General features: G+C 58.6%; 14 protein-coding genes. 3 read left to right on the top strand and 11 right to left on the bottom strand.

Annotation, left to right across the window (positions count from 1 at the left end; all coding sequences use genetic code 11):
• Positions 1-3: 3 nt before the first annotated feature.
• From pgl to C8N45_RS04580, 8 genes are all read right to left on the bottom strand, one after another.
• Positions 4-675, bottom strand: coding sequence for a 6-phosphogluconolactonase (gene pgl / locus C8N45_RS04615; RefSeq protein ID WP_108384980.1), 672 nt, complete (start codon positions 673-675; stop codon positions 4-6).
• A 30-nt stretch (positions 676-705) separates the two neighbouring features.
• Positions 706-2,160: a glucose-6-phosphate dehydrogenase gene (zwf, locus tag C8N45_RS04610; protein ID WP_108384979.1), complete on the bottom strand. Its 1,455-nt coding sequence runs from the start codon at positions 2,158-2,160 to the stop codon at positions 706-708.
• A 141-nt stretch (positions 2,161-2,301) separates the two neighbouring features.
• Positions 2,302-2,889, bottom strand: a complete 588-nt coding sequence (locus tag C8N45_RS04605) for an HNH endonuclease (RefSeq protein WP_108384978.1) — start codon at positions 2,887-2,889, stop codon at positions 2,302-2,304.
• Between the two features lie 178 nt (positions 2,890-3,067).
• Entirely contained in the window at positions 3,068-3,802 is a 735-nt protein-coding gene (locus C8N45_RS04600) for a GGDEF domain-containing protein (RefSeq protein WP_108384977.1), read from the bottom strand.
• Positions 3,803-3,919: 117 nt separating this feature from the next.
• The gene (locus C8N45_RS04595; RefSeq protein ID WP_108384976.1) at positions 3,920-4,588 is read right to left on the bottom strand and encodes an alpha/beta hydrolase; all 669 of its coding nucleotides are present in this window, start codon (positions 4,586-4,588) and stop codon (positions 3,920-3,922) included.
• On the bottom strand, positions 4,585-5,214 hold the full coding sequence (locus C8N45_RS04590; protein ID WP_108384975.1) for a DNA-3-methyladenine glycosylase family protein: 630 nt from the start codon (positions 5,212-5,214) through the stop codon (positions 4,585-4,587). The genes C8N45_RS04595 and C8N45_RS04590 overlap by 4 nt, the downstream gene beginning before the upstream one ends.
• Entirely contained in the window at positions 5,211-5,933 is a 723-nt protein-coding gene (locus tag C8N45_RS04585) for a cobalt-precorrin-6A reductase (protein ID WP_108384974.1), read from the bottom strand. The genes C8N45_RS04590 and C8N45_RS04585 overlap by 4 nt, the downstream gene beginning before the upstream one ends.
• The gene (locus C8N45_RS04580) at positions 5,930-6,979 is read right to left on the bottom strand and encodes a cobalt-precorrin-5B (C(1))-methyltransferase (protein ID WP_108384973.1); all 1,050 of its coding nucleotides are present in this window, start codon (positions 6,977-6,979) and stop codon (positions 5,930-5,932) included. Before C8N45_RS04580 ends, C8N45_RS04585 begins: the two co-directional genes overlap by 4 nt.
• Positions 6,980-7,076: 97 nt before the next feature.
• On the opposite strand from C8N45_RS04580, the gene cobA reads away from it, so the two are divergent.
• The 3 genes from cobA to C8N45_RS04565 are packed head-to-tail and all read left to right on the top strand — an operon-like array spanning position 7,077 to position 10,449.
• Entirely contained in the window at positions 7,077-7,928 is an 852-nt protein-coding gene (cobA, locus tag C8N45_RS04575; RefSeq protein WP_108384972.1) for a uroporphyrinogen-III C-methyltransferase, read from the top strand.
• 1 nt (position 7,929) lies between these two features.
• Positions 7,930-9,189, top strand: coding sequence for a cobyrinic acid a,c-diamide synthase CobB (locus C8N45_RS04570; protein ID WP_108384971.1), 1,260 nt, complete (start codon positions 7,930-7,932; stop codon positions 9,187-9,189).
• Positions 9,190-9,231: 42 nt separating this feature from the next.
• Positions 9,232-10,449 (top strand): MFS transporter, encoded by a 1,218-nt coding sequence (locus C8N45_RS04565; protein WP_108384970.1) that lies wholly within the window; start codon positions 9,232-9,234, stop codon positions 10,447-10,449.
• A 35-nt stretch (positions 10,450-10,484) separates the two neighbouring features.
• On the opposite strand, the gene C8N45_RS04560 is transcribed toward C8N45_RS04565, so the two are convergent.
• Genes C8N45_RS04560 through cysS form a run of 3 tightly spaced genes read right to left on the bottom strand, consistent with a single transcriptional unit; the run spans position 10,485 to position 14,369 of the window.
• The gene (locus tag C8N45_RS04560) at positions 10,485-11,252 is read right to left on the bottom strand and encodes a squalene/phytoene synthase family protein (RefSeq protein ID WP_108384969.1); all 768 of its coding nucleotides are present in this window, start codon (positions 11,250-11,252) and stop codon (positions 10,485-10,487) included.
• A 6-nt stretch (positions 11,253-11,258) separates the two neighbouring features.
• Entirely contained in the window at positions 11,259-12,872 is a 1,614-nt protein-coding gene (gene cimA / locus C8N45_RS04555) for a citramalate synthase (protein ID WP_108384968.1), read from the bottom strand.
• 60 nt (positions 12,873-12,932) lie between these two features.
• Entirely contained in the window at positions 12,933-14,369 is a 1,437-nt protein-coding gene (gene cysS / locus C8N45_RS04550) for a cysteine--tRNA ligase (RefSeq protein WP_108384967.1), read from the bottom strand.
• Positions 14,370-14,571 lie beyond the last annotated feature (202 nt).

Here is a 14,571-nt window from a genome sequence, read left to right as displayed (position 1 = left end):
GATCTAGCTCCTTGCCCAGTGAACGGTACTGCCCGGCAGAACTGCAGCCACGGGGGCCTGCGCGGGTGGCAGACTGCGCGCTGCCTCGAATGCTGCGCGCTTTTCATCGCCGATGATCACGATATGGCGGCGCATCGCCTGCTGAAGCACCTTGGCCGACAAGGTGATCCGTGGTTCGGGTGCGCCGGGTGCGCGCATCGCCACCAGATTATCATCACCGCGCAGCGCGCGATCAAGCTGATCAGCCCCCGGAAAGATCGACGCTGTGTGCATATCTGCCCCCATGCCCAGCAGCATCACGGATACAGGCAAAAAGCGATCCAGATTGGCGGACAGTTCCGGCAGCTTTTCCTCGGGCGTCGGCGCATCGGCATAAAGCGGCACATAGTTGGCAGCGGCAGCCTTTTCGACCAGTAGACGTTCGCGCAGCAATCTGGTGTTCGACCGCTCTGAGGTCTCTGGCACCCACCGCTCATCGGTGAGCATGATATCAACCCGCGACCAGTCAAGGCCAACAGCGCACAACTGGTCAAAGATCGGGCCCGGAGTCGTGCCGCCCGGCACCGCAAAAGAGGCCCGGTCGTGGGTCAGCAAGCTGTTTTCCAATTCACCGGCAAGCACGTTTGCCAGATCCATCATCATCAATTCCGCATCAGCGTATTCAATGAATTTCATCGCATCGGCCCTCTGTCTTTCCTCATCTGTCTAGCCCTTGATTTCACGCCAACGGCGACCGTCACGGTGCATCAGCATCATTGCATCTTCTGGCCCGGCAGAGCCTGCTTCATAATGCTTGGGCACATCGTTACGTGCTTCCCACCCGGCAATGAGCGGATCGGTCCACTGCCACGCGGCCTCAACTTCGTCACCGCGCATGAACAGGGTCTGGTTGCCCCGGATCACGTCCATGATCAGGCGTTCATATGCGTCGGCCTCTTCAATTTCATGGTCACCCAGCGCATCGGCAAAGGTCATGTCAAGAGGCACATCAACCAACCGCATGCCGCCGGGGCCCGGTTCCTTGATCGTAACCTGAAGATCCATGCCCTCGTTTGGTTGCAGTCTAATCGCCAGGATATTGCGGTGCCGGGCTTCGTCACCTTCAAAAATCGAATGACCCAAATCCTTGAAAACCACGGCGATCTCTGACGATCGCCCCTTCATGCGCTTGCCTGTCCGCAGATAGAACGGCACACCTGCCCATCGCCAGTTGGAGATGTGACACCGCATCGCGATAAAGCTTTCGGTAAAGCTGCGCGGATTTTCGACATCCTCACGATAGCTGGGCCCATCGCTGCTTTCGTCATATTGGCCACGCACGATGTGGTGCGAATCGACAGGCTCCAACGCTCTGATTACCTTTAACTTTTCGTCGCGCACCGCGTCGGCACCGAACTTGCTGGGCGGTTCCATTGCGATCAGGCAAAGCAGCTGCATCAGGTGGTTCTGTACCATGTCACGCATCGCACCCGATTTGTCATAATAGGCACCGCGCCCGCCGACACCAACCGTTTCAGCAACCGTAATCTGGATATGATCAAGGTAATGATTGTTCCAAAGCGGCTCAAACAGCACGTTGCCAAAACGCACGGCCATCAGGTTTTGCACGGTCTCCTTGCCAAGGTAATGGTCAATCCGGTAAATCTGGCTTTCGTCGAAATGTTCGGCCAGTGTGCCATTCAACGCCCGTGCGCTCTCCAGATCGCGGCCAAAGGGTTTTTCGACTACAATCCGGCTTTCGCTGTTGGCAATCCTGTTTGTGTGCAACCGTTCGGCCAGATCACCGAACAAGGATGGCGCCACCGAGAAATAAAAGGCCTGCACAACATCCTGTCTGACCTTCGCTGCCAGAGCATCCCAGCCGCCGGTGCCCTTGGCATCAATTGGCACATAGTCGAGATTACGCAGGAATCCGTCCAGCCCGTCCTTGTCCGCGGATTCTTCACCGCCGAATTCGGCAACGGCTTCGGCGATCATCTGGCGATATTCATCGGCGCTCATGTCAGAGCGCGCAGCCCCGATAATCCGTGCGCCTTCAGGCATCTGACCGGACCGATAGCGCCGGAATAGCCCCGGCAGGATTTTGCGTCGGGCCAGATCGCCGGTTCCGCCAAATATGACCAGATCGAATTCTTCTACGGGAATGACGCGCGCGACCATGACCTACTCCGCTATGAAATGTTGCGTTAGCGCTAACGCTGCTGTTACGCGTGTCCTAGCGCGAAGCATTGCGCAAGTCTACAGCGTTTCGTGCATAGCTGATGCCCGACCGTTGGTGCAAAGCCGCCGATGCCAAAGGGCTCAGGCTTCCAGCTCTGCATCCCAATAAAGGAAATCAACCCAACTGTCATGCAAATGGTTGGGCGGGAACTTGCGCCCGACGTTGTGCAACTGTTCGTGCGCAGGACGACGCGGTGCCTTGCGCAAGGACATGCCGGACCGTTTGAGCGACCGCGACCCCTTGCGCAAATTGCAGGGGCTACAGGCCGCAACGACATTTTCCCAGCTGGTCACACCACCACTCGCGCGCGGCACCACATGGTCAAAGGTCAAATCGCCCTTTGCCCCGCAATATTGGCAACAGAATTCATCCCGCAGGAATAGATTGAACCGCGTGAAAGCAACCTGCTTTTGCGGTTTGACATAATCCTTCAACACCACGACCGACGGGATCTTGATAACGGTGGATGGGCTGCGCACGACCTCGTCATATTCACTGACAATGTCCACGCGATCCAGCCATGCGGCTTTCACTGCCTCTTGCCACGGCCATAATGACAGCGGCAAGTAGGACAATGGCCTGTAGTCTGCATTGAGAACCAACGCTGGAAATTGCTTGAGCGCACCCGGTTCGCGGACAAAATCAACTCGGAAATCTGCTTGCGTCATACCTTAAGTCCCACACAAATCCAGTGCGAGAACTTCCGTAATTTCGGCGTTCCCGCATTACGTTCATCTTGGACTATATATCGCGTTAGAAATGTGACAACCCCCACAATGTGCGGCAAAATTGGCCGAAGATCTGTAACCACCGAAAGCTGCTGCCTCCGGTTTTGGCGCAAACGCCTCAGGCGACCATCGGCAACGCATCCAGAACCACAGTGGCCCGCCCGTTCAGCTTGGCGCGTTCGAGTGCTGCTTCGGCACCACGCAAAAGATCGGCGATGGGCATTTCACCATCGGCAAACACTGCGCCCACGGATGTTGTAAACTTCATGACCCCGCTTTCGCGGATCAGTTGCACCCCGTCAGTCAACCGTGCGGCGACGCCATAGGCATGTTCCACCGTCGCACCAGGCAAATAGGCTGCAAACGTCGGACCATCCATGCGACCAACGATATCCGTCTCTCTCGTCAGTTCACGAAAGCGTTGCGCCAATGACATCATACACAAATCACCCGCCTGCCGCCCCCGCCGATCATTGATGGTGCGAAAATCATCAATATCGATAAGCAACAGCACGCCACTTTGCGGCAGGATTGGCTGTAGTTGGTGGCAAAAGCTGTTCCGATTGGGCAATCCGGTCACGGGGTCGATGCCATAGACCTTTTCAAGCCGCCGGTGGTCTTTGCTCACGGCGGCCAATGACCACAACAAAACGCCTGCAATCGGGACCGCAAACAGCCCCGTATTGACCGCCAATGTTGTGAAACTCGCATTTGCGCCATTATGGATCAGGGGATACACAAATGAATTGCCCCACCAGATCAACGCAAGAATCAGGAAAAACCGAGCGCTCCACCCCAGCAAGGTGCGCGGTGACATCATCCCAATCAGCTTTGGCATGGGCTTCGCGGACATGGTGGAACTTCCCTTCTGGATGCCCTCCGACCATGGCCCGCAAAGACGACCAAACCGTTAAAAGCCGGTCCGTTCCGGAAAGATTTCTGCGGGTAAATCCACCCTAGGGCCAGGACCCTAGGACATGCCAAACCTGTCCCGCATAAAGGCAAGCGCCACCTGGAGCCCATCTGGTGCAATGCCGTGGCCTGTGCCTTTCATGATATGGGCATAGACCTCTTTCCAGCCTGCGCCCTGAAGCGTTTCGGCGGCTTGCGGCAAGGATTGCGGCGGCACGACGTCATCCTGATCGCCATGAACCAGCAGAACCGGCGGACGGCTGACGACCTCGTCAGCCAGCAATTCAGGTTCCAACAGCCGTCCGGAAAACGCGACGATACCGGCGACGGGGTCTTCTCTGCGGGGCAAGACATGCAACGCCATCATTGTCCCTTGGGAAAAGCCCAGAACGATCATTTGTTCCGGCAACAAATCCTCGTCCACCATGATGCCTGTCAGAAACGCATCCAGATCGGCTGCGGCCCGGTCAAGCCCGGCGCGGCTTTCTTCCTCGGATGATCCGTCTATCCATGGAATCGGAAACCATTGGAACCCCATCGGCGCACCGGCACACTGTTCTGGCGCGTCGGGCGCGATGAACAACGTATCCGGCATATGTTCGCCCAGCGGGTCGGCAAGCCCGATCAGGTCGGCGGCATTTGCGCCATACCCATGCAGGAACACCACACAGGACCTCAGGTCGCCCGAGATCGGTTCGCGCCGTTGCGCCTCTAAGCTTCTGGTCATCGGATGCCTTCCCTTTGTTTTGTCTGCTTGTAGTAGGCCCACATGATCCGGGCTGCAACCGACCGCCATGGGGCCCAGTCCTGTGCCATCGCGCGCAAGGCCCTTTCCCCGGGGCGTTCGGGCAGGTCGAATATCAGCTTGGCGGCTTCTTGCAGCGCCAGATCACCTGGGGCGAACACATCGGCCCGCCCCAAAGAGAACATCGCATAGATTTCCGCAGTCCACTGGCCAATCCCGGTGACGGCTGTCAGCTGATTGATGACGTCCACAGCGGGTCTTTCACGCAGCAGATCATAGTCAATGTCAGCCGCGGCGAGCGCATGGGCGTAGCGCACTTTCTGCCGGCTTAGCCCCAGTGATTTGAGGTCGTCAGCAGGTGTCGCAGCAACGGCCGCCGGGCTTGTCATCCCGGCCCTTTCCAACCGATCCCAGATTGCATTGGCCGAGGCCACACTGACCTGCTGGCTGACAATCGCACTGAACAGCTGTGCAAAACCGTCCGGTTTCAGCCGCAAAGGCAGCGGCGGCAAGCCCACCATCGCTTTGGCAAAGCGGGGGTCTTTGTCACACAGCCAGGCTGCGCCTTCGCGCACACATCCATCGCTCTTGATGATCCGTTCTTTCATAGCGCATGCACCCACGCCAATGCCTCTTCAACGGTGGCGACGGTCGGCCAGTTGCCTTTGGGCGGGCGTGCAATCAGCAAAACTGGGATACCAAGCGCGCGGGCTGCGTCCAGTTTGGTCCGGCTGAGCGCGCCGCCTGCGTTCTTGACCACCAGCCAGTCGACCGACAGACGTTTGAACAATGCAATTTCATCCTGCACCGAAAAAGGCGGGCGCCCGACCAGAAATTCGCCGCCCTCAAAGGGAAAAGGCCCCGATGGTGGGTCAATCTGGCGACAGATAATCCGGCGGCCTGTCAGATTTGCGAATCCTTCGAGCGTTTGGCGGCCAGTGCCCAGAAATACCGTTGCCCCGGGCGGAATGTGATCCGCTGCTTGCCTTTCACAGGCAATCTCTGTCCATTGGTCGCCCGGTTCTGCGACCCACGGCGGACGCAACAGTTGCAGATAGGGGATGTTTTGGGCCGCACATACCCGTGCTGTGCGCCGGGTGATCCGGTCGGCATAGGGGTGAGTCGCGTCCAGAACGGCCGTGATATTTTCGGCCTCAAGAAAAGCGCGAAACCCTCTTTCGCCACCAAAACCACCGGTGCGGGTAGGGATGGGCAAATCAACCGGGTCGCGGGTCGCACCCGCAAGTGAGGCGACGACATCGGTTCCGGCAAGCGCCTGAGCAATGCGGCGCGCCTCACCCGAACCTGCGAGCAATAGCAAGGTCATGGGCCGCTCCGTCCAATGATCCGTCCTGCGCGGTCGATGACGACAGTATCGACGGTGATTTCAGCGCCTTGCAGCATCTTTTGCACCTGCCCTCGCGCGCGCTCTGCGACAGTGGTGGCAAGCGGTTCCCCAGCAATTTCATAGGCTTCCAGCGCAGTGTTCGCATCGCGGATTGCCGTGTCACCTGCCCATTCCGCGAGCATTTCAAAATCCACCTGAGAGCGGCCTGAATGTAAATCAGCAGCCCCCTGCGCCAGTTTAGACATCTTGCCAATGCCGCCACCGATTGTGAGCCGCCCAACGGGATGTTGGCGCAAATACTTCAACAGACCACCCGCAAAATCGCCCATGTCCAGCATCGCATGATCGGGCAACCCGTGCAGCGCCTGCACCGTCTTTTCCGATGTGGCCCCGGTGCATCCTGCAACATGGCTCAACCCGTCGGCGCGGGCCACATCAATACCCCGATGGATCGAGGCGATCCATGCCGCACAACTGAACGGACGCACCACGCCGGTCGTGCCCAGAATAGACAGACCACCCTTGATCCCCAGACGGGGGTTCCATGTTTTCATGGCGAGTTCTGCGCCCCCCGGCACAGAGATTTCAATCAGCACGTTCGGGGGCTTGTCATATTGCTGCGCCAGCATGTCGACCACATCTGTCATCATCTGGCGCGGGACGGGGTTGATAGCAGGCTCGCCTACCCCGATCGGAAGCCCCGGCTTGGTCACAATGCCAACGCCCTCACCTGCGGCAAACTGCACGCCGCTGCCCGATGCGGACACGCGGGCCACAATCAGTGCGCCGTGGGTCACGTCAGGGTCGTCACCTGCGTCCTTGGTGATGCCCGCGGCAGCCCAGCCTTCGCCCGCTTCGGCCTGCGCCAGCGGAAAGGTCGGCGTCTCGCCCTTGGGCAGCGTGATCTGCACATCCTTGGGAAAGGTCCCACCCCATAGCCGGATCAACGCCGCCTTGGTGGCCGCCGTCGCACATGCGCCCGTGGTCCAGCCGCGCCGCAAATCCCCTGTTGGTTTCCTACTCATCGGCGTGACGATAGGACTGCACACAGATGACGGCAATCCGCAAATGTTGGTCGCATCACACCTTTCCAAGCCAGTGCGGGAACGGCATAAGGAGGGCATGACAGAGACCATCCCCCTTCCCGCCCACCAATGGCCGCAACTGGAACCCGGCTGGGTCTGGCTGTGCGGTGCGGGCCCCGGTGATCCGGGATTGCTGACCTTACACGCAGCCAATGCGTTGCGGCAGGCGGATGTGGTGATCTATGACGCGCTGGTACAGGAACAAATCCTCAGCTGGGCACCGCAGGCCGAACATATTTATGCGGGCAAACGCGGGGGCAAACCATCAGCAAAACAGCGCGATATCTCGTTGCATCTGGTTGAACTGGCGCGGGCTGGCAAAAAGGTATTGCGCCTCAAGGGTGGCGACCCGTTCGTTTTCGGGCGCGGTGGCGAAGAGGCGCAGACGCTTGTGCAGCATGGCGTACCCATCCGGATCATTCCGGGGATCAGCGCAGGCATTGGCGGTTTGGCCTATGCGGGTATTCCCGTGACCCACCGCGACGTGAACCAGTCAGTCACTTTCGTGACCGGGCACGACCAGTCGGGCAACACGCCCGGATCACTGGATTGGGACAGTATTTCAAAGGGTTCGCAGGTACTTGTGATCTATATGGGCATGAAACACATTGCCCAGATCGCCGCCAAGCTGATCGCCGCAGGCCGCAGCCTGTCTGAACCTGTGGCCGTTGTCACAACCGCGACAACGGACGCCCAGCGGGTGCTTGAAACGACGCTGGGCACAATCGTTGACGATATTGCGCAATCGGGATTGGAGCCACCTGCCATCATCTGCGTGGGCCAATCGGTGCTGATGCGGCAAGTGCTGGACTGGCAAGGCATGATCGCCGGTCACGCGCCACGCAACCTTGACCCGCTGGGTCGCGGGCGCCCGGCCGAGTCCGCCTGACATGAGCTTTATTATCGCAGCCCCCGCGTCGGGCAGCGGCAAGACGACCATCACCCTTGGCCTGTTGCGCGCAGTAAGCCGAACCCAAGCGGTTCGGGCTGCAAAGTCGGGGCCCGACTACATCGACCCCCGCTTTCACGAAGCGGCCTGCGGGCAACCCTGCTACAACCTTGACGCATGGGCCATGTCCGTCGCGCGGATCAGGGCGTTGGCGGCTGGCAGCACTCCGCTGATTATCGAAGGGGCCATGGGCCTGTTTGACGGCGCCCCCCCTGACGGCAAAGGCGCAACAGCTGATCTGGCGCGCATATTGGGCCTGCCGGTGATCTTGGTCGTGGATGCAAGTGCGATGGCGCAATCCATCGCACCTTTGGTCGCAGGGTTTGCGGCGTTTGACCCGGCAGTGCGGATCGCAGGAGTGATCCTGAACCGTACCGGCTCTGACCGACATATCGAGATGCTGAAACGCGCACTTGCCCCAAACGGCATTCCGGTGCTGGGTGCGGTGCCACGGCAGACAGCACTTGCCCGTCCATCGCGCCACCTTGGTTTGGTGCAGGCAGGCGAAATGACCGATCTTGAGCCGTTTCTGGATCATGCCGCCGACGTGATGAGCAACCATATAGATATCGCCCGTTTGCTGACGCTGGGTGGCACGGTGCCCTCCGCCGCACCGCCAATAACAACGCCACCGAAATACGCACGGATCGCTGTTGCACGCGACGCGGCCTTTGCATTCACCTATGCCCATGATGTCGCGAAATGGACCGATGCCGGTACGGAAATCCGCTGGTTTTCACCGCTCGCGGATGACCCTGTGCCAGAGGCGGACCAGATATTCCTTCCGGGCGGCTATCCTGAACTTCATGCTGCACAACTTGCGCAGGCACAGACATTCCTGAATAGCTTGCGGAACGCCGCGCAAACAACTGCAATATATGGCGAATGTGGCGGATACATGATCTTGGGCGAAACCCTGACCGATGCGGATGGAATCCGTCACAAGATGGCGGGTCTGCTGGGGCTGGACACAAGTTTTTCCAGTCGTAAGCTGCATCTGGGCTACCGAAAATTACGCTATGCGCAATCGGACAAAGGCGATGTTCTGAACGGTCATGAATTCCACTACGCCACGACCGTCCGCGCAGAGGGCATGCCATTGTTCAAAGCGCAAGATGCGCAAGGCAACCGCTTGCCGCCAATGGGACTTGTCGAGGGACGTGTTTCGGGCTCTTTCGCGCATGTGATTGATGTGGCTTAGGGCCTATTGCCATGGCGCACGCATCGGCGTACGGAAACGCGCATGACTGATATCGATGATAATCGCGCCAAACGTAATGTTGCCGTACTGGTGATGGCCCAAGCCATACTTGGCGCCCAAATGCCCATGATTTTCGTAATTGGCGGACTGGTTGGCGGTATGCTGGCCAGCAATCCATGCCTTGCGACGCTGCCGATTTCCTTCATCGTATTCGGTTCAATGACAACCGCCCCGTGGCTGAGTCCCCTGATGCAGCGCAACGGGCGGCGGTTCGGCTTTTTCATCGGTGCATTCGGTGGCGCTGCGGGTGCGATCGTTTCAGCTTGGGGACTTTACAGCGGGTCTTTTGTGACACTGCTTGCGGGGTCCTATCTGACAGGTATCTATATGTCTGCGCAGGGGTTTTACCGCTTTGCAGCAACGGATACAGCGTCAGACGCATTCCGCCCCAAGGCGATTTCCTACGTCATGGCAGGTGGACTTTTGTCGGCCATCATCGGCCCGCAACTAAACAAGCTGGTGCAGGACGCCTATGTCGTGCCTTTTCTGGGTAGCTACGTCGCTGTTGCCGGACTGAACCTCGTGGGTATGTTGCTGTTTTTGATGCTGGACCTGCCAAAAGGGTCACGGTCCGAGCCGGTTCTTGAAAATGCACCGGTTGGACGGACACGGGCAGAGTTGCTCAAAGACCCTCGCATTGTTGTGGCTATCATATGCGGCATGGTCGGCTATTCGCTGATGAACCTTGTCATGACCTCTACGCCGTTGGCTGTGGTCGGGTGCGGGTTCACCGCCTCAAACGCCAACGACATCGTGTCGGCGCATGTGCTGGCAATGTTCGCGCCGTCCTTCTTTACCGGGCATTTGATCGCACGTTTCGGGGTGGAACGGATCATTGCAACAGGTCTGGCCATTCTGGCCATGGCCGGTGGCGTGGCCCTGACAGGTGTCGAACTGACGAATTTCTTTGTGGCGTTGATCCTGCTTGGGTTGGGCTGGAACTTCAGCTTTATCGGCGCGACGACAATGCTGGCAGGCGCACATGCGCCGCATGAACGGGGCACCGCGCAGGGCATGAACGACATGATCGTCTTTGGGATGGTGACTGTTGCTTCTCTGGCCTCGGGCGGGCTCATGAATTGTTCGGGCGGGAATGCTGTCGAAGGCTGGAACGCGGTGAATTACGCCATGGTGCCGTTTCTGGTGCTGGCGGGCGGGTCGTTGATTTGGCTGATGCGGCAGCCCCGGACTGTGACGTAAAAGGGCGTTGGCGACGCGCATAAGCGCAGTAAAAGCTAGCGCCACCATCCCCGCACTGACAGCTGAAACAGGCGCGCACTTTGCCGGATCGGCCCAAACTCAAGATCGCCCCCTGCTACGCGGCCCGGTGCCTTGACTGCGCGCTGCAAGACGGGGCGGGCCATATGACCGACCAGCAAGGCAGCACCCGACGGTTGCGATATCAGCGCGCGCGAGCGCGTGCCCTGCTCAAACCGGCTCAATCCCTGCTGCGCAAGGGCCTGCACACCCTTTGGTGTCCCATCCAGCAGCGGTTTGCGGCCCCGCGCCTCCAGTTCAGGAATGGCGCGCAGCAGGTTGGCAACAGCGATGCCATAGGCCGCATGACGGACGGCATCTTCATCGGCTTTGCCCAGCAGGCGGGCAGCCGTCCAGACCAGATGGCCGCAGGTCGCGTCCAGATAGTTTTCAAGATGCGCATCATCCTCGAAGGCATCCGTGTAGATGTCCCAGCGGCGGGCGGCGACCAGACCATCCAAAAGGCGGGCGGCGTCAGGGTCGAGGACCTGTGCCAGCACATCCACCACATCATGGCGGCGAACGGTCCTGCCTTCGGCAATCTCTTCCAGTGCGTCACGCCACCATTGCAGGCGCATTTCTGCAATCATCGGTTCCTGTGTCACCCACGGCGCACGGGCAACTTCGATGTTGAAAGCAAACAGCGCAAACAGAACGGGCCGCGCCGCAACGGGTGAGGCCATGATGCTGCGAAACCGTTCGTGATCCGCCTTTTCAACAAGAGCAGCGCAGGCGTTCAGGGTCATGGGCGGTTAGTCCGCGTCACGGATCAATTTCCAATTGATCGCATCCACCAAGGCGTCAAAGGACGCGTCAACAATGTTCGGGCTGACACCAACGGTCGACCACATGCGGCCCTGCGCATCTTCACTGTCGATAATAACGCGTGTCACGGCCTCTGTGCCGCCATTGGTGATACGGACCTTGAAATCCACAAGACGCATATCGTCGATGATCTTCTGATAGGGGCCAAGGTCCTTGGACAAGGCACGGCTCAGCGCATTGACAGGGCCTTGATCCGACCCGTCAGGGCCGCGGCTTTCGGAAACATTAAGGAACCGCTTTCCGCCAACTTTTGTGACGACAACGGCCTCTGACAGCGACATCATTTCACCGTATTTGTTTTTGCGTCGCTCAACGGTCACGCGGTAGCGTTTGACCTCAAAAAACCTGGGCATGATCTTGAGTTCTTGACGGGCGAGCAACTCGAAACTGGCTTGCGCACTGTCGTAGGAAAACCCCTGTGCTTCCTTTTCCTTGATCCGCTTGATGATGCGGGCCAGCGCGGGGTTATCGGCGGCAACATCTATCCCGGCATCGGCAAGACGCGCACGCAGGTTTGACTGGCCCGCCTGATTGGACATCGGCACAATCCGTGAGTTGCCCACAGCAGCGGGGTCCACATGTTCATAAGTGCTTGGGTCCTTGGCGATGGCAGAGGCGTGCAATCCAGATTTATGCGCAAATGCAGACGCCCCGACATAAGGGGCCTGCTTGGCGGGCACCCGGTTGAGAATATCATCCAGCATCCGCGACGCACGGCGCAGCCCTTTGAGCGCCTCTGGCGTGACGCCAGTCTCAAACATGCTGGCATAGGGCTCCTTAAGCATGAGCGTCGGTATCAGGGTCGTCAGGTTGGCATTACCACAGCGCTCGCCCAGACCATTCAAAGTGCCTTGAATCTGGCGGGCGCCCGCCATGACCGCAGCCAAAGACCCGGCAACAGCATTTTCGGTGTCATTGTGCGTATGGATTGCAACATGGCTGCCGGGGATTCCGCTGGCGATGACGTCAGTAACGATGCGAGAAATCTCGTCGGGAAGCGTACCGCCGTTTGTATCGCAAAGCACAATCCAACGCGCACCAGCGTCATAGGCGGCGTGGATACATTGCAGGCTGTAGTCAGCGTTCGATTTGTAGCCATCAAAGAAATGCTCGGCATCAAACAGGCCCTCACGACCCAGACCGCTGAGATGGGCAAAACTGGCAGCGATATTTGCGACGTTTTCGTCCAGCGTAATGCCAAGCGCGGTTGTCACATGAAAATCATGCGCCTTGCCGACAAGACAGACAGCAGCCGTACCTGCATTCACAACGGGGGCCAGAACATCGTCATTTTCTGCAGAGCGTCCAGAGCGCTTGGTCATACCAAAGGCGGTAAATGTCGCCTGCGTCTTTGGTGGTTTGGCAAAAAACGCGGTATCCGTGGGGTTGGCGCCGGGCCACCCGCCTTCGATATAGTCAAGGCCAAGGCCGTCCAGCACATCGGAGATCTGATGTTTTTCCGACGCCGAGAACTGGACACCTTGCGTTTGCGCCCCGTCCCGCAAGGTGGTGTCGAACAAGGAAATCCGGTCCCTAGACATGCGCGCCCCCCAAAAATCTTCTCGAAGATTTTTTGAAGTACGAATTTTCGGGAAAATTCGTCATGCGATATCTCCAAGCTTGGCCGCATCGAAATCCGGTCCCGGCGTCCAGGTTGCCTGCCCTCCAACGTCAGTCACCTGCACCCCTGCGGCATTCAGGATATCACGCACGCGGTCTGCTGTATCATAATCCTTTGCCGCGCGTGCTGTTGCCCGTTCCGCAAGCAACGCATCGACGCGTGCCGCCACTGCAGGCACAATATTGGGTCCAGCCTCACCACCTTCGAAACTGGGAATATGCGCCCAGTCATTCACCAGCCCCAGCATCTCCATCCCATGTGCAAAGCCGGCCAAAGCGGTTGGTGTTTTGCCTTTGGACAGGACATGCAAACGGGCCAATGCACCGGGCGTGTTCAAATCATTGGCCAGAACCCCCAGAAACTCGGGATCGGCCTCCCATTTACCCTCGGCTTGCAGCGCCCGCAGCAGGTCCGGTCCAAATCCGTGCCCCTGCAATATACCGTACCATTTTCGCAAGGTGGCTTCTGCCTCTGCGCGCCGCGTGTCGGTCCAGTCCATCGGCTTGCCGTAATGCGTGCCCAGCATGACCATGCGGATAACCTCGCCGGGGATCCCCTGATCCAGCAGATCGCGCACCGTAAAGAAATTGCCCAGCGATTTGGACATCTTCTTGCCATCCACAAGCAGCATCTCGTTGTGCACCCAATAACGCGCAAAGTCGCCGCTGGGGTGGGCGCAGGTCGATTGCGCAATCTCGTTCTCGTGGTGCGGAAATTGCAGGTCTATGCCGCCGCCGTGGATATCGAATGTCTCGCCAAATAGCGCAAAAGACATTGCGGAACATTCTATATGCCAGCCCGGACGCCCGTAACCCCAAGGGCTTTGCCACCCCGGTTCACCATCGCCGGAGGGTTTCCATAACACAAAATCCATCGGGTTGCGCTTGTATGGTGCAACCTCGACCCGTGCCCCTGCGATCATATCCTCAACCGACCGACCTGACAGCGCGCCGTAGTCCGCATAGCTTTCCACGGCAAAGAGGACGTGATCCTCTGCGACATAGGCATGCCCCTTGCCGATCAAATCATCGATCATTTCGACCATCTGTGGAATGTAATCGGTCGCCCGTGGTTCGGCCGTCGGACGCAGCGCGCCCAAAGCATCCATATCGTCATGATACCAGCCAATCGTTTCGGCTGTGATATCACCAATGGCACGGCCCGTTTCTGCCGCCCGCGCGTTAATCTTGTCTTCCACGTCCGTGAAGTTGCGCACATATCGCACGTGATCCTTGCCGTAGACGTGCTGCAACACGCGAAACAGCACATCGAACACCAGCACGTTGCGTGAATTGCCCAGATGCGCGCGGTCATAGACGGTCGGGCCACACAGATACATGCGCACATCTTCAGGATCAATCGGCGTGAAATCTTCGCGCCGTCGGGTTTTCGTATTCTGGAGCCTGATAGTCGTCATGTTGCCTCGCGCAGGGGTTTACGCCGCGGGCTTACCAAGTTCAGTTCTGATGTGAAACGTGAAAGAGCAACCCGCGACGTATGTCAGCAGATAATAATGCAGCAAATAATGGTGCAGATGCTCTTCATGCGGATTCCATAACAGCCAACCAATGACGCGTCCAGCATTTCCACCTCTTCGCGCAAACTTGCAGGCCTTTCTG

This window comes from Yoonia sediminilitoris (assembly GCF_003058085.1).
GTDB classification, from domain to species: domain Bacteria; phylum Pseudomonadota; class Alphaproteobacteria; order Rhodobacterales; family Rhodobacteraceae; genus Yoonia; species Yoonia sediminilitoris.
Note: the sequence above shows the minus strand (reverse complement) of the source record. Positions and strands in the feature narration are given on the sequence as shown.

Excerpts from the sequence above, each read along its gene's own strand:
- pgl (WP_108384980.1), bottom strand. The coding sequence starts at position 675 with ATGAAATTCATTGAATACGCTGATGCGGAATTGATGATGATGGATCTG.
- C8N45_RS04565 (WP_108384970.1), top strand. The coding sequence starts at position 9,232 with ATGACTGATATCGATGATAATCGCGCCAAACGTAATGTTGCCGTACTG.
- C8N45_RS04595 (WP_108384976.1), bottom strand. The coding sequence starts at position 4,588 with ATGACCAGAAGCTTAGAGGCGCAACGGCGCGAACCGATCTCGGGCGAC.
- C8N45_RS04585 (WP_108384974.1), bottom strand. The coding sequence starts at position 5,933 with ATGACCTTGCTATTGCTCGCAGGTTCGGGTGAGGCGCGCCGCATTGCT.
- C8N45_RS04600 (WP_108384977.1), bottom strand. The coding sequence starts at position 3,802 with ATGTCCGCGAAGCCCATGCCAAAGCTGATTGGGATGATGTCACCGCGC.
- zwf (WP_108384979.1), bottom strand. The coding sequence starts at position 2,160 with ATGGTCGCGCGCGTCATTCCCGTAGAAGAATTCGATCTGGTCATATTT.
- cimA (WP_108384968.1), bottom strand. The coding sequence starts at position 12,872 with ATGTCTAGGGACCGGATTTCCTTGTTCGACACCACCTTGCGGGACGGG.
- cobA (WP_108384972.1), top strand. The coding sequence starts at position 7,077 with ATGACAGAGACCATCCCCCTTCCCGCCCACCAATGGCCGCAACTGGAA.
- C8N45_RS04605 (WP_108384978.1), bottom strand. The coding sequence starts at position 2,889 with ATGACGCAAGCAGATTTCCGAGTTGATTTTGTCCGCGAACCGGGTGCG.
- cysS (WP_108384967.1), bottom strand. The coding sequence starts at position 14,369 with ATGACGACTATCAGGCTCCAGAATACGAAAACCCGACGGCGCGAAGAT.
- C8N45_RS04580 (WP_108384973.1), bottom strand. The coding sequence starts at position 6,979 with ATGAGTAGGAAACCAACAGGGGATTTGCGGCGCGGCTGGACCACGGGC.
- C8N45_RS04590 (WP_108384975.1), bottom strand. The coding sequence starts at position 5,214 with ATGAAAGAACGGATCATCAAGAGCGATGGATGTGTGCGCGAAGGCGCA.
- C8N45_RS04560 (WP_108384969.1), bottom strand. The coding sequence starts at position 11,252 with ATGACCCTGAACGCCTGCGCTGCTCTTGTTGAAAAGGCGGATCACGAA.
- C8N45_RS04570 (WP_108384971.1), top strand. The coding sequence starts at position 7,930 with ATGAGCTTTATTATCGCAGCCCCCGCGTCGGGCAGCGGCAAGACGACC.